The organism is Mycobacterium sp. NGS51, from assembly GCF_059812525.1.
Window position 1 is genome coordinate 1 of record NZ_JCALCV010000013.1, and the last position, 19,852, is coordinate 19,852.

Genomic DNA, 19,852 nt, shown 5'->3' on the forward strand with positions numbered 1-19,852 from the left:
CGGAGCCCGGCTTCGGGGAATCTCAAGGACCAGAGCGGTTGAGATACAAAAGAGCTGATGAGCATCATCAACAGTAATCCCGCGTGGACCAGGGGCGAGCTTAGACGACTTGGTGAGGCCCTGGTTTCCGATCAGCGAACGCCGGAAGTGGACACTAGATACGACGAGGTGATGCTCTGGCATAACGAGCTTGCAGCTGAGGTTGCCGCAATATTGTTCACGACTACCTGGCAGACCTGCTCTACTAACCTGTTCGATGTCACCGCACGACCGAAGACTATCGACACCCTGGTGCAGAAGTTGCGGCGTGAACAAAGTATGACGCTCGACGAGGTCCAAGACATGGCCGGTGTGCGTATCGACGCTGATATCACACTTGACGAGCAAACCCAGCTCGCCCAAGAGATTGCAGCATACTTCGGCGAAAGGTCGCGCGTACGAGACCTTCGAGACAGGCCGCACAGCGGATATCGAGCTGTCCATGTGTGGCTGCGACTTCCCGCAGGGCGGGTAGAGGTTCAGATCCGGACGGTTGCGCAGAGCGCCTGGGCCAACACCTACGAACGGCTTGGCGACCGCTTCGGCCGTGGCATTCGGTACGACGAGATGCCTGAAGACGGAGTGGCCCGTGACTTGGTGGAGAGCATGCACAAGCTATCCGCTTCTTTGGGCCGTGGTGAACGCGCGCAGCAGAAGGCAGTAACGACACGAGAAAGCCTACGGGAGCTCCGCGCGACGCTGCCAGCACCGACCATGTTGTTATTTCCCATACGGCGGTTGAGGATGAGCATCCAAATCAAGCGGCTCACACGGCGCCTTGAGAAGGCAGCTGCCGAGCGTGATGCGTTGCAAGCTGAGTACCTGGACATGATCGAGGATCTGCGACGTATGCTCGATCAAGATGGGAGTTGATTGATATGCCCGGCTTTGTCATCGAGTACAACCGGCGTACCCGCGAACGGCGGGTACGCGAGTTTGTCGACCCTCAGGACGCCATGCGGTATCGACTCCAGCTTGAAGCTGAACGCATCGATGAGGACGTAGAAATTGCGGCTCTCACCAGTCGTTCTCTGGAGTCGTTGCAACGCACTCACTCGCGCTATTTCACAGGCAAGGAACTTGCGGCGACCTAAACGCCACGCGTCGTGACGGTGATCCGATCTGCGAGCGCCACAGGGGTAATAGGAGGCACAGTTCACCTTCGAGTTCGCGTGGAGGCGGCGGCAGATGCTCGCCTGGCCAACGCTCTTCACACCATGCGACCAGTTTGCGCACGTAGCGGACCGCGGCCCGTACAGACCCCGGCGGCTGCGGCGCGGGATCTCGGCGGCTTCCAACCGGACTTCGGTGGTCCCGGATCGGCTTTCGACCGCGGCGAGACGCTTCTGCAGCGCTTCGGAGAATGCTTTCCAGTCGGCGGTGAAGGCCTGGCGGGCTGAGGCTTTTCGCGGCGGTCACCGCGGCCTCGGCCTGGCGTAGCCCTGCGTGGCGCCCGATCCATGCGCCGGCACCGACGGTGTGGCGAGTGTGGCCACCAGCGAGTTGGCTTCAGCGAGCATCGGCGACCTCGGCGCTCTTCTTGGCCTGCACGACGCCGACGATCTTGCCCACCGCAGTCGATGCAAGAAACACGCTCAAACTGGTGAGGACGCGGGTAGCGGCGGCCAGCGCGACGGTGCCCTGCTCAGGCAGGTCCGGGAACGCCAACTGAGACGCGGCGATGATCGCGAAGATGTGTGCCACGGCCACGATGAGGTTGCGGCGCACGTTGGCGCGGCCATCCCATGTTCGGACCGCCCACGCCCTGATAGCGGGCAAGGCAGTGGATACGCTCGTGGCAGCAGCTTTCAGTAGAAAATTTTGCGAATATGTAATGCATACTCGTTATTATGGACGAGTATGCATTACATATTGGCTATGTGCAGCGGATCAGGATCACCCAGAGCGGACGCAAACACCGTGTCGGCAAGCACCGCATCGTCGCGGCTATGCGCCACTGCAGCGTTCCCGAGATTCGCGACGACGAGTCGCTGATCTACGAAGGCCGAGACACCAGCGGCCGCCTCCTTGAGGTAGGAGCTGTCGAAGCCGACAACGGTGACCTGATCTTTTCCACGCACTACCGAAGGAGTGGACCCGATGAGCAAGAAGCGCAACCCTGCGGACTATGTAATCGGAGATGATGTGGACGTTTCCGACATCGACCTCGACAAGGAAGTGGTCTACGTCAACGGCGAACGACTCACTGAAGCCCGCGCCGCCGAGATGGCCGAGGAACTCGAACGCACATCACGAGAACGCGGCCTGATCCCGGGAGGCAAGTCGCTGTCTGGTGGAGCCAAGCATTCGCCAGTCGTTCAGGTACGCGTCTCGGAGTCCACGCGAGACAAGCTCCAAGCGATCGCTGCCGAACGCAAGATGAGCGTGTCCAAGCTGTCGCGCCAGGTGCTCGACGAGTTTGTGCGTCATGAAGTCGGGTAGATCTTGGCTTTAGCCGGCCCGCATCTCGGGACGCTCGGTGCGCGGCAGTCGTGCGCCGGCGGCTGGGTCGGAAGCAATGTGGCCGGCGCGCACCGCAGCATTGAATGCGGCTGAGAGCAATCCGTGCTTGTTGGCGATCGTTTTGCCGGAAAGCCACCTGCGGCGCGCATGGTTTCCAGCCAGCGAGCGATATCGTCACGCGACAGTGCGCCCAGCGGGATCGACCCCGCATGTCTTCTTAGTGGAGCTGCCGGGAATCGAACCCGGGTCCTACGGCATTCCCTCAAGGCTTCTCCGTGCGCAGTTCGCTATGCCTCTACTCGGATCTCCCGGTCACGCGAACCAGCCGAGATGACGATCCCAGTCGCTGTGTATGTCCCGATAAGTCCCGCGACCGAACTCATCGGTTGATCCCTCTAGCTGATGCCAGGGTCCGGGCCGAGGGCGTTCCCGGTCTGACAGACTAGCCGTCGCTTAGGCAGCGAGAGCGTAGTCGCGCTGATGTGAATCGGCGCTTAATTGGTTGCAACGACGCTTACGGTGGTCTCTTGCCTGCACCGGCACGCTTCCCTTGATTCGATGCGCGAAGTCGAAACCGTTCAGCCCCTCGCATCCCCGCCGAATTTCGGCAGGACATTCAATGGTACGCGGTTTAAAACAACAGGCCAGTCAATATTCATCCCGGCCGCGTCGGCCCGCGGCAGCAAGGCGTCCCGACTGTGCCAATCGATACGCCTGCCGCGGCGTGTCGCGGATGAAACCGCACGGTCGCGCGGCTCCGAACCCAGCCAGTGGCTCAGATCACGTAGTTCAGGTGCTCGACGATGCGCCCGCCGACGTCTTTGTCCCCGCCGAGTTCGACGGGTGCCGCGGCCACTCGCCCACCGGCCAACCGAGTGAACAGCAGGGCATCCAACCGGATCGTCGCCGTCGGCTCCGCGCCACCGAAGTCGTCGACCACCCGGCCACGGCCGTCCACAGAAACCCGGATCACCCGCGCCAATGGACCGGTCAGCTCTATGGCGATTCGTGACCTGTCGGGTGCCTTGCCGAGCTTGCTCACCACATACCCCATGACCGCGGCCATCTCGTCGAGCGCCAGCCGCGCCGCCGGACCGTCGAGGTCCGCATCCGAAGCCGCCAACCCCAGTCCGTCGCGGATGTCGTGCTCATGCATCCAGCAGTCGAAGACCCGCACCCGCATGAACCGCCCGTAGCTGTCCGGGCCGGCCGGCGTTTGCGTCACGGCCGCCCACTCGTCGTCGGACATGTCGGTCAACTGCTTGCGCCGATCGCCCGTCACCGCCAGGAACCGCTGATGTAGGTCGGCGCCGGACTCGGCGCTGAGGTGACGCACCCAGCACTCGTTCATCGCACCGAACTCGTTGCGCACGTGCTCAAGTGCGGGCACGTTGACGTCGGGCGTCGGCACTCCCATCAGTGCCGATTCGGTACCGATGATGTGTGCGATCACCGCGTGCACATTCCAGCCGGGCAGCGGCGTCGGCGTCCGCCACTGCTGCTCGGACAGACCGGTCAGCAATCGATCCAATGCATCCCAGGAAGCGAACAACCCCGAAAGCACGTCGGACTTGTCAAGCTGAGTCACCGCGTTCATGCGGCCTGATGCTAGCCGCGCGTCAGGTGGCGGTGATCAACCCCACCGCCACCATCGCCAGCGCCATGCCGGCCGCCTGCCATCGGGTCACCCGCTCACGCAGCACCACCATCGCAAGCACGACCGTGGCCGCGGGATAGAGCGAGATCAGCATGCTGGCCAACGACAGCAGCCAGGCATGCAACGCCATCAGCATCGCGACATTGGCGCAGGTGTCCAGCAGCGCCGCAGCGACCGCCAGCCGCAGCGGCGTCTTCGTCGGGGCCTGAAAATTGCCGGTCGCCGCCGCCAACACGAAGACCAACACGGTGGCTGACGCCCGCGCAAAAAACAGCGGCCACAGCCGGCATTCCACCGGAGCCTGATGCAGCAGCACGAAGTCCAGACCGAATGCCACCCCGGCGCCGATGGTCAGCCAGGCCACTTTGCGGGTGAACCGATGGGTACGGACGTCCTCGTCGTCCGGCGACTCCCGCCCGACCAGGAACACCGCGATCATCGCCACCACGACACCGACGGTGGCCATCTGGCCCGGCCGCTCCCCCAGTGCCACACCGGCGGCTACCGGAACGGCCGCGTTGAGCACCGCCGCCAGCGGCGAGACCACCGAGATCGGCCCCAGGCCCAGCGCGGTGAAGAACCAAAAAACACCAACCGCCTGGCTGATCCCGTACAGCGAGCCCCACACGACGGCGCCGGCGTGGACCGGGCCGCCGGTGCTGAGTGCCAGCACACCTAACAGCACCGCCGCGATCGGGTAGGACACCAGCATGACGCGCAGCGCGGCCACCCGCCGGGAAGCCACTCCCCCGACGAAGTCGCTGACGCCGTAGCTGACCGCGGACAGCTGGGCGTACGCGGCGCCGATCAGTTCATGCCCCTAGCACGCCGACCGAGGGCACGCTCCACCTCGCGCTGGGCGTCGCGGCGGGCCAGATCCTGACGCTTGTCATGGGCCCGTTTACCGCGCGCAAGCGCCAGCTCTACTTTGACGTTTCCGTCGGAGAAATACAGGGACAACGGCACCAGGGCGAGGTTACCATCTCGAATCTTGCCGATCAGTGTGTCGATTTGGCGCCTGTGCAGCAGTAATTTGCGGGTTCGACGTGGCTCGTGGTTGGTCCAGGTCCCGTGGTGATACTCGGGAATGTGCAGGTTGCGAAGCCAAACCTCGCCGTCGTCGACGGTGGCGTAGGCGTCCGCCAAAGATGCCTTGCCCTCCCGCAGGCTTTTAACTTCAGTGCCGAGCAAAACCACCCCGGCCTCGAACACTTCCAGGATCGAATAGTCGTGCCGAGCCTTGCGGTTGGTGGCTACGACATTCCTACCCGGCTTGGACGCGCCTGGCTTTTTCGCCACCGCTACCGCCGTACGTATACGCGCAACGTCGCATAGGCCGTCAGCCCGGCCATCGCCGCGCCGACAACCAGCAGAATCGGCGAGATGTAGAGGATGTCGGCGTAGTCGATCCGGGCGATCAGATTGGCTTGATAGAACTGGTTGAGCGCATTCTCCAAAAACAGCGCGCGCACCAGAATCAGCCCGATGACCGCGATGACCACGCCGACGGTGGCGGCCAGCATCGCCTCCAACAGGAATGGCAGCTGGGTGTACCAGCGGGTGGCGCCGACCAGGCGCATGATTCCGACTTCGGTGCGCCGCGTATATGCCGCCACCTGAACCATGTTGGCGATCAACAGAATCGCCCCAATGGCCTGCACCAACGCCACGGCGAACGCGGCGTTGCTCAGACCGTCCAGCACGGCGAACAGCCGGTCGATCAGGTCCTTCTGGTTGAGCACGTTGAGCACGCCGGGCTGCCCCTGCATGGCGGCGTCGAAACCCTTGTGCTGCTCCGGGTTTTCCAGCTTGACGATGAACGACGCCGGAAACGAGTCCTTGCCGGCCACGTCTTTGTATTGCGGGAACTTGTGGATCGCATCGTCGTAGGCCTCGTCGCGGTTGAGGAACCGCACCGATTTGACGTCGTCACGCGTCTCGATCTTCTCGCGCAGCGCCTTGCACGCGGCGCTGTCGCAGGTCGGGTCGTTGGCCGAGATGTCCTCGGTCAAGAACACCTGCGTCTCCACCCGGTCGAGGTAGATGCTGCGGGAGTGCTCCGCCAACCGCACCACCAGCAGCCCGCCGCCGAACAGCCCGATCGAGATGGCGGTGGTCAGGACCATCGCAATGGTCATGGTGACGTTGCGGCGAAGACCGGTCAGGACCTCGTTGAACAGGAAGCCGAATCGCACTTAGCGGTCCATCCCGTAGACGCCACGCTGCTCGTCACGCACCAGCCTGCCCAACGACAGCTCCACCACGCGCTGCCGCATCGAGTCGACGATGTGGTGGTCGTGGGTGGCCATCAGCACGGTGGTCCCGGTGCGGTTGATGCGCTCCAACAAATCCATGATGTCGTTACTGGTCTCCGGGTCGAGGTTGCCGGTGGGCTCGTCGGCCAACAGCACCAGCGGCCGGTTGACGAATGCGCGCGCAATCGCGACCCGCTGCTGCTCACCGCCGGACAGTTCGTGCGGCAGGCGGTTGGCCTTGCCGGACAAGCCGACCATTTCCAGCACGTCGGGCACCACCCGGACGATCACCTCACGCTTCTTGCCGATGACCTCCAGCGCGAACGCGACGTTCTCGAACACCGTTTTTTGCTGCAGCAGCCGGAAGTCCTGGAAAACACAGCCGATCACCTGCCGCAACTTCGGGATGTGACGTCCCGGCAGCGTGTTGACATGAAATTTCGACACCCGCACGTCGCCGGTGCTGGGATTTTCGGCGCCCAGCAGCAGCCGCATGAACGTTGACTTGCCGGAGCCCGACGGGCCGATCAGAAAGACGAATTCACCCTTGTCGATCTTGACGTTGACGTTGTCGAGCGCTGGGCGCGCCGACGATTTGTACTGCTTGCTGACATGGTCGAGGGTGATCATCACGGCACGCCAGTGTAACCGGGAGTTTTGATAAGTCGCGCGACGCTACCTGGGCGGTGGCGCCGGAGGCGGTTCGGGCGGTGGCGGTTCCGATGTGGTCGTCGTGCCCGGACCGAAGGGCGGCGGCAGAACCGGCAGTTGGAAAGGTGGCGGGGGCGGCGCGGTGGTGGCCGTGGTCGGAGGTGTCGTCGTTGTCGGCGGCGACGGGGTCACCGTGACGGTGGACGGTCGCTGCTGTAGCCGGGTGCGGGGCACCCAGGTGTAGTTGGGGTCGGGTACAAACCCTGGTGGTACCACCTGTGGGGCCCGCGCGGGCGGTTGCGGAGCGGGTTTGTAGGTGTCGTAGGTCCACCACACTGCGCAGAAGGCGACGACCAGGACGACGGTGGAAGTGCGGACACGACCGCCGAACAAATACCCCGGCCAACCGCGCTTGCCATCGTCGTCCTTCGCCGGCTTGAACTTCAACGTGTCGGTGAGCCAAAGCTTCACAATGTCTTTGAGGTCTCGGGGCTTGAACTTCACCGTGTCTGCACCGGCCCCTGCGTTTCTCCCCCGGCCTCGTCGGCGGTCGCCGGATCGGCCAAAGCCCCGATGCTCGGGGCTGCGTCGCCCGTGGTGACGATTCCCGCCCGCGCCAGGGCCCGGACCACCTGGGCCCGCAGCCGCCGCCCCACTTCGAACTGTTTACCGGGCAGGGTGCGTGCCACCATCCGCAGGTTGACCGTGTCGACTTCGATACTTTCCACTCCCATCAGAGATGGCTCGTCCAAGAGCAAATCCCGCAGCGGGGCGTCGTCCTCGATCGCCTTCTCGCAAACTTCGTGCAACACGTCGTTGACCAGGCTGAGGTCAGCGGTGGTCGCCACAGGGATGTCGACGACCGCGCGTGCCCAGTCCTTGGACAGATTCAAAGACCTGACGATATTGCCGTTCGGGACGGTGAACACCTCACCGTCGGCGGTGCGCAGTTTGGTCACCCGCAAGGTGACCTCTTCCACCGTCCCGAGCGCTTCGGTGGGCGCACCGATCATGCTCAATTGCACCAAGTCACCGAAACCATATTGCTTTTCGGTGATGATGAAGAACCCGCTGAGCAGGTCCTGTACCAGTTTTTGGGCACCGAAGCCCAGTGCGGCACCCAGCACCGCGGCGGGCGCCACCAAAGAACCGACCGGGATGTTCAGGATGTTGGTGATCTTGATCGTCACCAGCACACCGAGCAGCACGAGCAGTCCCCACGAGATCACCGATGCGGCCGCTTGGCGATGCTTGGAGACCTCCGAGCGCACCAGCGCGTCTCCAGTCTGGAAGCCCACCTCGAGGCGTCGAGTGATTTTTCCTACCGCCCACGTGATGAAACGGGCCGCCAACAGCCAGCCGATTACCAGCAGAGTGATCGGCAGACCCTTCGTGATGATCCACCCGCCGATATCGCCACGCCAGAAGTTGTGCCAGTGGTCGGCCATCGAAAACGCCAGGTAGCTATCAGTCGTCATCTCGCCTGTTACGCCACCGGATTCCCGCTTCCAGGAACCCGTCGATGTCGCCGTCCAGCACGGCCGCCGGATTGCCCACCTCGTGCTCGGTACGCAGATCCTTCACCATCTGATACGGGTGCAGCACGTACGACCGCATCTGGTTACCCCAAGAGCTGCCGCCGTCGCCCTTCAACGCGTCAAGCTCAGCGCGTTCTTCTAAGCGCTTGCGCTCCAACAACTTTGCCTGAAGCACCCGCATCGCCGCAACCTTGTTCTGCAGCTGCGACTTCTCGTTCTGACAGGTGACGACGATGCCGGTCGGAACGTGGGTGAGCCGCACCGCGGAGTCAGTGGTGTTCACCGACTGGCCGCCCGGGCCGCTGGAGCGATAGACGTCGACACGGACATCGCCTTCGGGGATGTCGATGTGATCGGTGGTCTCCACCACCGGAAGCACCTCCACCTCCGCGAACGACGTCTGGCGTCGGCTCTGGTTGTCGAAGGGGCTGATCCGCACCAGCCGGTGGGTGCCCTGTTCGACCGACAGCGTGCCGTAGGCGAACGGAGCGTGCACGGCGAAGGTCGCGCTTTTGATGCCGGCCTCTTCGGCGTAGGACGTGTCGAACACCTCGACGGGATACTTGTGCTGCTCGGCCCAGCGGATATACATCCGCATCAGCATCTCGGCCCAATCGGCGGCGTCCACGCCGCCCGCACCCGAGCGGATGGTGACCAGCGCCTCACGCTCGTCATAGTCGCCGGACAGCAGAGTGCGGACCTCCATGGCCTCGACGTCGACACGCAGCGCCTTGAGCTCGGCATCGGCCTCGGCGAGCTCGTCTGCGCTGCCTTCCTCAGCGGCCAGCTCATAGAGCACCGGCAGGTCGTCGAGTCGGCCGCGCAACTCCTCGACACGCCGAAGCTCGCCTTGGGCGTGCGACAACTCGCTGGTCACCCGCTGCGCGCGGGATTGGTCGTCCCACAGGTTCGGGTCGGACGCCTCGTGCTCGAGTTTCTCGATGCGAGAGCGCAGACCTTCGACGTCCAGCACCCGCTCCACCGTGGTCAGGGTGGAGTCAAGGGCGGCGAGGTCGGCCTGGCGGTCGGGTTCCACAGCTGATCACGTTACCGGCGTCGAGATAGACGGTGCGACCAGCGGCGGCCGAACCGGGCAGACGTTTAGCATCGAGGATTATGCGCCCATATCACGTCGCGATTGTCGGCTCCGGTCCCTCCGGGTTCTTTGCGGCGGCGTCGCTGCTGAAGGCCGCTGACTCCTCGGATGACGTGGACGTGGCGGTAGACATGCTGGAGATGCTGCCCACGCCGTGGGGCCTGGTGCGTTCGGGCGTCGCGCCTGACCATCCCAAGATCAAGTCGATCAGCAAGCAGTTCGAAAAGACGGCCGACGACCCGCGCTTCCGCTTCTTCGGCAACGTCGTGATCGGCGAACACATCGAGGCCGCCGAGCTGGCCGAGCGCTACGACGCGGTGATTTATGCGACCGGCGCGCAATCCGACCGCTCGCTGGGCATTCCCGGTGAAGAGCTGCCGGGCAGCATCGCCGCCGTCGACTTCGTGGGCTGGTACAACGCTCATCCGCACTTCGAGCAGATGTCGCCCGATCTGTCCGGCGCGCGCGCGGTGGTCATCGGCAACGGCAACGTCGCACTCGACGTCGCCCGCATTCTGGTCAGCGACCCCGACGAGCTTGCCCACACCGACATCGCCGATCACGCGTTGGATTCGTTGCGCCCGTGCGGTGTCCAGGAAGTGGTGGTCATCGGCCGTCGCGGTCCGCTGCAGACCGCGTTCACGACGCTGGAGTTGCGTGAGTTGGGCACGCTCGCGGCTCTGCAAGGAGTCGACGTGGTGGTCGATCCCGCGGATCTCGAAGGCATCAGCGACGAGGACGCCGCCGCGGTCGGCAAGACGTGTAAGCAGAACATCACCGTGCTGCGGGATTATGCGAGCCGTGAGCCCCGCCCGAGTAACCGCCGACTCGTCTTCCGGTTTTTTACCTCCCCCATCGAAATCAAGGGCGACGGGAAAGTCGAACATATCGTGCTGGGGCGCAACGAGCTGGTCAGCGACGAGAGCGGGCGCGTGGTGGCCAAGGACACCGGCGCGCGCGACGAGCTACCTGTGCAGCTGGTGGTGCGCTCGGTGGGCTATCGCGGCGTGCCCACCTCCGGACTGCCGTTTGACGACAAAAGCGGAATCATCCCGAACAGCGGCGGCCGGGTGGCGGACAGCCGCAACGAGTACGTCGTCGGCTGGATCAAGCGCGGTCCGACCGGGGTGATCGGCACCAACAAGAAGGATTCGCAAGACACCGTCGACGCGCTGCTCGATGATCTGTCGAAAGCCAGCCCCGCCGATTTCGGCGCAGACCACGCCGACAAACTCGCCGAGTGGCTCGCCTCGCGTCAACCGAAGCTAGTCACCGACGCGCACTGGAAGCTGATCGACGAGTACGAACGCTCGGCCGGCGAGCCGCACGGGCGACCGCGCGTCAAGCTGTCCAGCCTGGCCAAGATGCTGCACATCAGCCACGGCTAACTTCGCGAACGCCAATTCTGCGTTATTACAACGCTTCTGGCGTCGTCATCGACACGCCCAGAACTGCCCGATTCGGCGGCGGGTATCAAACGGCCGCGATAAGAACTAACGTGGCTGATAGGGGCGGGTTCGACGGAAGGAAACGGCATGTACCACCCCACCACACCCGAAATCTCCGCGCGCCGTATGGAATTGGCGCTCGAGCAACTCGGTTAGACCGCGAACACCGAAAGGAGAGCCCATATGTCACACCAACGTCTCGATGTCCACGGCGTCGACGGCACGGCCTATCAGGCTGTCCTGGCGATGGAGCGCTACGTCCGCAACAGTGGACTGGACCCGCGGCTGTACGAACTGGTCAAAATCCGTGCCTCGCAGCTCAACGGGTGCGCCTTCTGCCTGGACATGCACAACCGGGACGCCCGCAAAGCCGGTGAGGACCAGCGACGCCTCGACGTCCTGTCCGCCTGGCGCGAAGCACCGGAATTGTTCACCGATACCGAGCGCGCGGCATTGGCCTTGACCGAAGCAGTCACCCGCATCGGCGATGCGGGCGTGCCCGACGCGGTCTGGAACGACGTCGCCGCGCAGTTCGCCGAAGCCGAAATCGTTCACCTGCTGATGGCCATCGCGACGATCAACGTGTGGAACCGGCTTGCGGTCGCGACGCATCAGCGACTTCCCGACATGCCCGTCGGTTCCTGAATTTTCACATGCACAACCTGTAGAAATGATCAGCAACCTCCCTATTTTTCGCGGCGACCAGTGGTATACCGAGAGGTGCTGGTGTTATCAGCGGAATCGAAGCGACACCTAACGGTTTGAACGCTCGGGATCTGTTGCTCGACCGGAGGTGTCGCCGGCGTCGATCCCCCCGGATCGGCGTAGGGCGATGCGCGAGAGAGCCGGGGTGAGCGGATTGACGGCAATCGATCCTCGACCGACAGTAAGTGACGAGCACGGCGACGGCAGGCCTCCGCGCGGCGTGCTGGCACCGCTGCTGCCCGGCGGCGAACCCGTCGAATCGTTGTTGCGCAAGGCGCAGTTCTTCACCGCGGGCACGCCCACAGCCGACCACCGCGAGGTGCATCGTCGCGGCGGTCGTGGCGCCGAGGAGTTCTACCGCGAGCGGTGGCGACACGGTAAGGAGGTCCGCTCGACCCACGGGGTCAACTGCACCGGCTCCTGCTCGTGGACGGTGTTCGTCAAGGAAGGCATCATCGCCTGGGAGACCCAGGCCACCGACTACCCGTCGGTGGGCCCGGACAGCCCCGAATACGAGCCGCGCGGTTGCCCGCGGGGCGCGTCGTTTTCCTGGTACACCTACTCGCCGGCGCGGGTGCGCTACCCGTACATCCGCCAGCCGCTGCTGGAGATGTGGCGCGAAGCTCGCGCGCGACTAGCGGATCCGGTCGAGGCGTGGGCGGAGATCACCGGCGACCCCGACCGCGCGGCGCGATACAAGGAGAATCGCGGCAAGGGCGGGTTTTTGCGTACGACGTGGGACGAGGTCAGTGAGCTGATCGCGGCCGCGCACGTGCACACGATCAAGACCTTCGGCCCGGACCGGGTGGTCGGGTTCTCGCCGATTCCGGCGATGTCGCAGGTGTCCTATGCGGCCGGCACCCGGTTTTTGTCGATGATCGGCGGAACGATCCTGTCGTTCTACGACTGGTATGCCGATATGCCGCTGGCCTCCCCGCAGGTCTACGGCGACCAGACCGACGTGCCGGAATCCGGTGACTGGTGGAATTCCGCCTACCTCATCATTTGGGGCACTAACCTGCCGATCACCCGTACACCCGACGCCCACTTCATGGTCGAGGCCCGCTACCGCGGCCAGAAGGTCGTCGTCGTCAGCCCCGATTACTCCGACCACACCAAGTTCGCCGACGACTGGCTGGCCTGCGCGCCCGGTACCGATGGCGCGCTGGCGATGGCGATGGGGCATGTGGTGCTTTCCGAGTTCTTCCGGGACCGCCAGGTGTCCTACTTCCAGCAGTACGTGAAGACCTACACCGATTTGCCGTTTTTGGTGACATTGCGCAAACGTGAGGATGCTTACGTCCCGGACCGGTTCCTCACTGCCGCCGATCTCGGCCATGACGACGAGCGCGCGGTGCACCAGACCGTGTTGTTGGACTCGGGGACAGGGGAACCCGTCGTCCCCAACGGCACCCTTGCCGATCACTTCACCGACGCCGGCATGGGCAAGTGGAATCTTGACCTCGGTGACGTCGACCCGGTGCTGACGCTGCACGGCCGCTATGACGAGGCGGTCGCCGTGGACTTGCCCCGCTTCGATATCGGCGAGACCGAGGGCGGCGGCGCGATCCGCCGCGGCGTTCCGGTAATGCGGATCGGGGACCGGCTGGTGACGACGGTGTTCGACTTGCTGATGGCGCATTATGCGGTGCCCCGCGACGGGCTGCCCGGCGAGTGGCCGACCGGCTACGACGACGCCTCCCAGCCCTACACGCCGGCGTGGCAGCAGGCGATCACCTCGGTACCGGCTGCGGCCGCCGCACGGGTGGCGCGCGAATTCGCCCGCAGCGCAGAGCTTTCCGAGGGCCGGTCGATGATCGCGATGGGCGCGGGCACCAACCACTGGTTTCACTCCGATCAGACCTACCGCACCTTCTTCACGCTGACCATGCTGTGCGGTTGTCAGGGCGTCAACGGCGGCGGCTGGGCGCACTATGTCGGGCAGGAAAAGGTGCGCCCGCTAACAGGATGGCAGCAGGTCGCGTTCGGGCTGGACTGGCAACGCCCGACCCGGCACATGACCGGCACGTCGTTCTTCTACCTGCACACCGACCAGTGGCGCTACGAGCAGTTCGGCGCCGACGAACTGTCAACTCCGCTGGGCCGCGGGCTGTTTCGGGGCAAGGCGAATGCTGATGCGCTGGCCCAAGCGTCCCGGCTGGGCTGGACACCCACGTTCCCTACCTTCGACCGCAACTCCTTGGACCTGGCCGACGCGGCCGCGGCAGCCGGCAAAAGCGTCGCCGACTATGTGGTCGGCGAATTAACAAGCGATCGTTTACATTTCGCCGGCGAGGATCCGGACAACCCGGTGAACTTCCCGCGGGTGCTGACGGTATGGCGGGCGAACCTACTGGGGTCATCGGGCAAGGGCATGGAGTACTTCATGCGCCATCTGCTGGGCACCCACAACGCCGTACGCGCCGACGAGTCTCCCGAGCAGCTGCGTCCGACCGAAGTGCGCTGGCGCGACGAGGCGCCGCGCGGCAAGCTCGATTTGGCGGTGACCGTCGACTTCCGGATGACCAGCACCTGCACCTATTCCGACATCGTGTTGCCAGCCGCTACTTGGTATGAGAAATACGACATCTCCACCACCGACATGCACCCGTTCGTGCACTCGTTCAATCCTGCCATCGCTCCGCCCTGGGACGCTCGCACCGACTTCGACACGTTCGCCACCATCGCCCGCGACTTCTCTCGGCTGGCCGCCACGCATCTGGGCACCCGCACCGATGTGATCGCGGCGCCGCTGACCCACGACAGTCCCGACGAGCTGGCCCAGCCCGGCGGCGTGGTGCGTGACTGGCGCTACGGCGAATGCGAGCCGCTGCCCGGCAAGACCATGCCGAAATTGGTGACGATCGAACGCGACTACACCGCGGTCGCCGCCAAGATGGCCGCGCTGGGCCCGTTGGTCGAAACCGCGGGCACCGCGACCAAAGGGGTGGCGTGGAAACCGTTGGGAGCGGTCAACTGGCTTGGCCGGCAGAACGGCATCGTGCATGGGGGTGTGGCCGACGGGCGGCCGTCGTTGGCCCGCGATGTTCATATGGCCGAGGCGATCCTGGCGCTATCTGGCACCACCAACGGCCGGGTCGCCGTGCAGGGTTGGCAGGCGCTGGAGGAACGCACCGGGGTGGTGTTGGCTGACTTGGCCGAGGAGCGCTCCGGGGAGCGGATCACCTTCCACGACACCCAGGTCCAACCGCGCTCGGTGATCACGTCACCGGAGTGGTCGGGCAGCGAGACCGGGGGACGACGCTACTCGCCGTTCGTCGTCAACGTCGAACGCAAAAAGCCCTGGCACACGCTGACCGGGCGGATGCACTTCTTCCTCGACCACGACTGGATGGCCGAATACGGTGAATGGCTTCCGGTGTACCGGCCGCCGCTGAACTACGCGCGGCATTTCGGCGACGAGGCGCTCGGTGAGGAGGGCCGGCCCGAGATCACCGTGCGCTACCTGACCCCGCACTCCAAGTGGTCGATCCACTCGGAGTACCAAGACAATTTGCATATGCTGCGGCTGTTCCGTGGCGGGCCGGTGATCTGGATGAGCCCCCAGGACGCTGCCGTCATCGGGGTCGCCGACAACGACTGGATCGAGGCCTACAACCGCAACGGCGTGGTGGCCTGCCGGGCCGTCGTCACCCATCGGATGCCCAAGGGCACCGTGTTCATGTACCACGCGATGGACCGCCATCTGATGACGCCGAAATCCGAGGTGTCGGGCTGGCACGGCGGCGGCGACAACTCGCTGACCCGGCTGACCATGAAGCCGACTCACATGATCGGCGGATACGCTCAATTGTCCTTTGGCTTCAACTATTTCGGTCCCACCGGCAACCAACGCGACGAGATCACCGTCATCCGACGCCGCTCGCAGGAGGTGCAGTACTGATGCGGGTGATGGCCCAGCTGGCGATGGTGATGAACCTGGACAAGTGCATCGGCTGCCATACCTGCACGGTCACCTGCAAGCAGGTCTGGACCAATCGGCCGGGCACCGAATACGTCTACTTCAACAATGTCGAAACCAAGCCGGGCATTGGCTATCCCAAGCGTTACGAGGACCAGGAACAGTGGCACGGCGGCTGGACGCTAGACCGCAAAGGCCGACTACAGCTCAAGGCGGGCGGGCGGCTGCGTAAGTTGCTCTCGATCTTTTACAACCCCGACCTGCCCAGCATCGACGACTACGGTGACCCGTTCACCTACGACTACCAGACCGTGATCGACGCGCCGCTGGGCACCGCGAACCCGAGCGCACATTCGATCTCGGCGCTGACCGGTCGCGACATGAACGTGAAGTGGGGCAGCAACTTTGATGACGATCTGGCTGGCGCGCCGGAACTTGCCGTCGATGATCCCAACCTGGCCGGCCTGCAGGAGCAGGTCAAGATGGAGTTCGAGCAGGTGTTCATGTTCTACCTGCCCCGCATCTGCGAACACTGCCTCAACCCGTCGTGCGTCGCGTCCTGCCCGTCCGGGGCGATGTACAAACGCGCCGACGACGGGATCGTGCTGGTAGACCAGGATCGTTGCCGCGGTTGGCGATTCTGCGTGTCCGGATGTCCGTACAAAAAGGTGTATTTCAACCACCGCACCGGCAAAGCCGAGAAGTGCACGTTCTGCTATCCGCGCACCGAACAGGGGCTCCCGACGATCTGCTCGGAAACCTGTGTCGGCCGGCTGCGCTATCTGGGCCTGTTCCTCTACGACGCCGATAAGGTGCTCGACGCCGCCGCCACACCCGATGCGCAGGATCTCTACGAAGCACAGCTCGACGTCTTTTTGGACCCGCACGATCCGACCGTGCAAGCCGAGGCGGCGCGCGCGGGCATCCCACACGACTGGATTCAGGCCGCGCAGCGCTCCCCGGTCTACGAGCTGGCGGTGCGGCACAAGGTCGCATTGCCCCTCCATCCGGAATATCGCACGCTGCCGATGGTTTGGTACATCCCGCCGCTGTCGCCCGTGGCCGACGTCGTCAACGCGGCCGGCTATGACGAGAACAATCCCGACAATGTGTTCGCGACGATCGACGCGCTGCGTATCCCGGTGGAATACCTGGCCAACCTGTTCACCGCCGGCGACGCCGAGGTGGTGCGCACGGTGCTGCGCAAGCTGGCCGCCGTGCGGGCCATTCAGCGCGCCGGGCAACTCGGCCTGGACGTCGACGAAGATCTGCCCGCTTCCGTCGGTGCTACCACCGACGACCTCGAGGACCTCTACCGACTGTTAGCCATCGCGAAATACGAAGAGCGCTACGTGATTCCGCCCGCTCATACCGAGGAGGCAGGACGGTTGATGGGCCAGCACGAGCAGCTGTTCTGCAGCCTCGACACCGACGGCGGCCCCGGCATGGGCGGGATGGGTCCGCCCGGCCCGCATGGCGTCGGCTCCTATCGTCCAATGCCCACTCCCACCGAAACCAGCAGCGGGACAACCAGTCTCAATTTGCTGAACTGGAACGGCGCGGACCGCGATCCCCGGATGTTCCCGCAGGCGGGCCCGGCATGAACACCCAGACCGCCAAACTGGCGTCGGTGTTACTGCAGTACCCGACGACGGCGCTCTTCGACGGACTCGACACCCTTGACGCGTTCGCGGCCGGCGCCAATCCTAAACCGGCGCGCGAGGCGTTCGGCCGGTTTCTCGGCTGGCTGCGCGCCACACCGGCGAACCAGGTCGCGCAGCATTACGTGCGCACCTTCGATCTGCACCGGAAGTGCACGCTGTATCTGACCTACTACCGCTACGGCGACACCCGCAAACGCGGCATGGCGATGGTCATCTTCAAGGCCGCCTACCGCGATGCCGGTTTCATCCCGTCCGACGACGAGTTGCCCGACTACCTGCCGATGGTGCTGGACTTCGCCGCGCTGTGTCCCAGAGGACAGCGGCTACTGTCTGGACATCGCGGCGACCTGGAGTTGCTGCGGCGCAACCTATCCAAAGCCGAGTCGCCGTACGCCGATCTGGTTGGCGCCGTGATCGCCGACCTGCCCGGCCTCGGCAAGCGCGAACTGGACCAGGTGCGGGCCGCCTGGGAGTCTGGCCCGCCCCGCGAGGACGTCGGGTTGGAGCCGTTCGCACCGCCGGAATACCTGTCCGGCTACGGAGCCGGGAGCGGAGACGGTCGATGCTACGACAGATAACCACGTGGAACCTGTGGTGGTGGGTCATCCTGCCGTACATCGCGATCGTCGTCTTTGTAGTCGGTCACATCTGGCGGTGGCGATACGACCAGTTCGGCTGGACCAGCCGCTCGACCCAACTGCAGGAGCGTCGACTGCTCAAATGGGGTTCGCCGCTGTTTCACTACGCCACGTTCGCCGCTATCGGAGGGCATATCCTCGGCATCCTCGTGCCGAAATCGGTCACCGACTGGCTCGGCATACCCGAAACCTGGTATCAGGACTTTTCCGCCGTCGCCGGATCGGCCGCCGCGATCGGCATCCTTATCGGCACTGCGGTGCTGACCTTCCGCCGCACCGCTGTCCCGCGGGTACGCGCCACCACTAGCGCCGTCGATTACCTGGCGCTAATCCTGCTCGGCATCATTGTGCTCCTCGGTATCTTCCTGACCCTGGGCATCGAGGACACCTCGCACTACGAGTACCGCAACACCGTCGGGGTCTGGTTCCGCAGCCTGTTCGCCCTCCACCCGAACGTCAAGGCGATCACCAGCGCGCCGGTGCTCTACCAGGTGCACGCCGTCGCGTCCTGGGCGATCTTCATCGTCTGGCCGTTCAGCCGCCTCGTGCATGCATGGAGTTACCCGCTGTGGTACCTGTGGCGGCCCTATATTGTCATCCGCAGTCGTGTCGCCGGGCCACCGGAAGAGCCGGGCACCGGCGGGCGGAGGTGGCGGAAGATTGGTGTCCATTACTGAGGCAGGCGGCACGACCGGCATCTGCGAAGCGGTACGAACGCTTAACCCGGGCTATTTCGCGCTGGTGATGGCCACCGGCATCGTGTCGATCGCGCTGCACAATCACCGTGTTGACATTCTCTCGGTGGCGTTGCTGTGGCTGGCCGGCGTCGCCTTTGTCGTCCTTATTGCCCTGACCGCGGCACGGATCATCGCTTACCGAACGGAGTTCACCGCCGACCTTCGGGACCCGCGCCGCGCATTCGGGTTGTTCACGTTCGTCGCCGCCGCCGACGTGCTGGGCACCCGACTGGCCATCGACACGCACTACCGGCTCGCGTCCGCGCTGCTGATTGTCGGGTGGCTGGCCTGGCTGGTCCTGGGCTACGTCGTGCCGTGGGCCGCGGTGGTGCGCACCACCCACCGGCCGGTGTTGCAGCACGCCAACGGCAGCTGGTTCATCTGGGTGGTCGCCAGCGAGTCGGTCGCTGTGCTGGCCGCAGCGTTGGAGCCCGAACTGGAAACGGGCCGACGGGAATTGGCGTTGCTCGCGGTGTTCTCCTGGTCGGTAGGCGTCTTTCTCTACGCTGCCGCCGGCATCTTCGTCGGCGCTCGCATCCTGCTCTATGGGCTGCGCCCCGAAGACCTCACCCCACCGTACTGGGTGTCGATGGGCGCCACTGCCATCACCGTCGTCGCTGGCGCCCGGATCGCGGAAATGGCGTCCGCGCCGATGGTCGACGCCACCCGCGCGCTTATCGCCGGAACGTCGGTGGTGTTCTGGGCTTTCGGCACCTGGCTGATACCACCGCTGATCGCCGCCGGCGTGTGGAAGCACGTGGTGCATCGCATTCCGCTGCGCTACGAGGGACCGCTGTGGAGCGTAGTGTTCCCGCTGGGCATGTACGGGGTGGCCGGCGACTACCTGGGCAAGGCCGATCAGCTGCCGATCGTGGAGTACATCGGCGCCGACGAAAGCTGGATTGGCCTGGCCGCCTGGGCAATCACATTTGCCGCGATGGTGCACCATCTGATCACCACCGTCGGCTTCAGGTGGCGGAAATCGCCGCAACTCGATCTCAGCGACCAGGCAACCACCCGGGCCAGCAGCACCACGTGA

20 protein-coding genes and 1 other RNA gene are annotated in these 19,852 nt (G+C 64.6%); 10 read left to right on the top strand and 11 right to left on the bottom strand.

Going from position 1 to position 19,852, the window contains the following annotated elements; translation table 11 throughout:
• Positions 1-57: 57 nt before the first annotated feature.
• A complete protein-coding gene (locus tag AC5Y5W_RS16275) occupies positions 58-912 on the top strand; it encodes a RelA/SpoT-related domain-containing protein (protein WP_500011516.1) in 855 nt (284 codons plus the stop codon).
• 5 nt (positions 913-917) lie between these two features.
• Positions 918-1,133 carry a hypothetical protein gene (locus AC5Y5W_RS16280; protein WP_500011517.1) on the top strand — a complete coding sequence of 72 codons (216 nt, stop codon included), beginning with the start codon at positions 918-920 and terminating at the stop codon, positions 1,131-1,133.
• 415 nt (positions 1,134-1,548) lie between these two features.
• Here AC5Y5W_RS16280 and AC5Y5W_RS16285 read toward each other — a convergent pair whose 3' ends face one another.
• Both AC5Y5W_RS16285 and AC5Y5W_RS16290 read right to left on the bottom strand, forming a co-directional pair.
• On the bottom strand, positions 1,549-1,767 hold the full coding sequence (locus AC5Y5W_RS16285; protein ID WP_500011518.1) for a hypothetical protein: 219 nt from the start codon (positions 1,765-1,767) through the stop codon (positions 1,549-1,551).
• Positions 1,768-1,904: 137 nt separating this feature from the next.
• Positions 1,905-2,120 (bottom strand): hypothetical protein, encoded by a 216-nt coding sequence (locus AC5Y5W_RS16290; RefSeq protein WP_500011519.1) that lies wholly within the window; start codon positions 2,118-2,120, stop codon positions 1,905-1,907.
• Positions 2,121-2,139: 19 nt separating this feature from the next.
• Here AC5Y5W_RS16290 and AC5Y5W_RS16295 point away from each other — a divergent pair, with 19 nt between their 5' ends.
• Positions 2,140-2,481 (top strand): DNA-binding protein, encoded by a 342-nt coding sequence (locus AC5Y5W_RS16295; RefSeq protein WP_500011520.1) that lies wholly within the window; start codon positions 2,140-2,142, stop codon positions 2,479-2,481.
• A gap of 239 nt (positions 2,482-2,720) precedes the next feature.
• Here the strand turns inward: AC5Y5W_RS16295 and ssrA are convergent.
• The 9 genes from ssrA to prfB form a co-directional block, all read right to left on the bottom strand.
• Positions 2,721-3,088, bottom strand: a transfer-messenger RNA (tmRNA) gene (ssrA, locus tag AC5Y5W_RS16300).
• Between the two features lie 189 nt (positions 3,089-3,277).
• Positions 3,278-4,099, bottom strand: a complete 822-nt coding sequence (locus AC5Y5W_RS16305) for a maleylpyruvate isomerase family mycothiol-dependent enzyme (protein ID WP_500011521.1) — start codon at positions 4,097-4,099, stop codon at positions 3,278-3,280.
• 22 nt (positions 4,100-4,121) lie between these two features.
• The gene (locus tag AC5Y5W_RS16310) at positions 4,122-4,970 is read right to left on the bottom strand and encodes an EamA family transporter (protein ID WP_499886282.1); all 849 of its coding nucleotides are present in this window, start codon (positions 4,968-4,970) and stop codon (positions 4,122-4,124) included.
• Complete coding sequence (smpB, locus tag AC5Y5W_RS16315; RefSeq protein WP_500011522.1) at positions 4,967-5,458, bottom strand: SsrA-binding protein SmpB; 492 nt, start codon at positions 5,456-5,458, stop codon at positions 4,967-4,969. Before smpB ends, AC5Y5W_RS16310 begins: the two co-directional genes overlap by 4 nt.
• Before the next feature lie 2 nt (positions 5,459-5,460).
• Complete coding sequence (gene ftsX / locus AC5Y5W_RS16320) at positions 5,461-6,354, bottom strand: permease-like cell division protein FtsX (protein WP_500011523.1); 894 nt, start codon at positions 6,352-6,354, stop codon at positions 5,461-5,463.
• On the bottom strand, positions 6,355-7,044 hold the full coding sequence (ftsE, locus tag AC5Y5W_RS16325; protein WP_499886280.1) for a cell division ATP-binding protein FtsE: 690 nt from the start codon (positions 7,042-7,044) through the stop codon (positions 6,355-6,357).
• A 45-nt stretch (positions 7,045-7,089) separates the two neighbouring features.
• Positions 7,090-7,536, bottom strand: coding sequence for an Rv3103c family proline-rich protein (locus AC5Y5W_RS16330; RefSeq protein WP_500011735.1), 447 nt, complete (start codon positions 7,534-7,536; stop codon positions 7,090-7,092).
• Positions 7,537-7,565: 29 nt separating this feature from the next.
• Positions 7,566-8,543, bottom strand: a complete 978-nt coding sequence (locus AC5Y5W_RS16335; protein ID WP_500011524.1) for a mechanosensitive ion channel family protein — start codon at positions 8,541-8,543, stop codon at positions 7,566-7,568.
• Entirely contained in the window at positions 8,533-9,639 is a 1,107-nt protein-coding gene (gene prfB, locus AC5Y5W_RS16340) for a peptide chain release factor 2 (protein ID WP_500011525.1), read from the bottom strand. Before prfB ends, AC5Y5W_RS16335 begins: the two co-directional genes overlap by 11 nt.
• A gap of 80 nt (positions 9,640-9,719) precedes the next feature.
• On the opposite strand from prfB, the gene AC5Y5W_RS16345 reads away from it, so the two are divergent.
• The 7 genes from AC5Y5W_RS16345 to AC5Y5W_RS16375 all read left to right on the top strand — a co-directional run bounded on the left by AC5Y5W_RS16345 (position 9,720) and on the right by AC5Y5W_RS16375 (position 19,852).
• Entirely contained in the window at positions 9,720-11,087 is a 1,368-nt protein-coding gene (locus AC5Y5W_RS16345; protein WP_500011526.1) for an FAD-dependent oxidoreductase, read from the top strand.
• Between the two features lie 243 nt (positions 11,088-11,330).
• On the top strand, positions 11,331-11,792 hold the full coding sequence (locus tag AC5Y5W_RS16350; protein WP_500011527.1) for a carboxymuconolactone decarboxylase family protein: 462 nt from the start codon (positions 11,331-11,333) through the stop codon (positions 11,790-11,792).
• Between the two features lie 187 nt (positions 11,793-11,979).
• Entirely contained in the window at positions 11,980-15,756 is a 3,777-nt protein-coding gene (locus tag AC5Y5W_RS16355; protein WP_500011528.1) for a nitrate reductase subunit alpha, read from the top strand.
• Positions 15,756-17,378, top strand: a complete 1,623-nt coding sequence (gene narH / locus AC5Y5W_RS16360; protein WP_500011529.1) for a nitrate reductase subunit beta — start codon at positions 15,756-15,758, stop codon at positions 17,376-17,378. Before AC5Y5W_RS16355 ends, narH begins: the two co-directional genes overlap by 1 nt.
• The gene (gene narJ, locus AC5Y5W_RS16365; protein WP_500011530.1) at positions 17,375-18,016 is read left to right on the top strand and encodes a nitrate reductase molybdenum cofactor assembly chaperone; all 642 of its coding nucleotides are present in this window, start codon (positions 17,375-17,377) and stop codon (positions 18,014-18,016) included. Before narH ends, narJ begins: the two co-directional genes overlap by 4 nt.
• Complete coding sequence (narI, locus tag AC5Y5W_RS16370) at positions 18,001-18,753, top strand: respiratory nitrate reductase subunit gamma (protein ID WP_500011532.1); 753 nt, start codon at positions 18,001-18,003, stop codon at positions 18,751-18,753. Before narJ ends, narI begins: the two co-directional genes overlap by 16 nt.
• Positions 18,740-19,852, top strand: a complete 1,113-nt coding sequence (locus AC5Y5W_RS16375; protein WP_500011534.1) for a tellurite resistance/C4-dicarboxylate transporter family protein — start codon at positions 18,740-18,742, stop codon at positions 19,850-19,852. The genes narI and AC5Y5W_RS16375 overlap by 14 nt, the downstream gene beginning before the upstream one ends.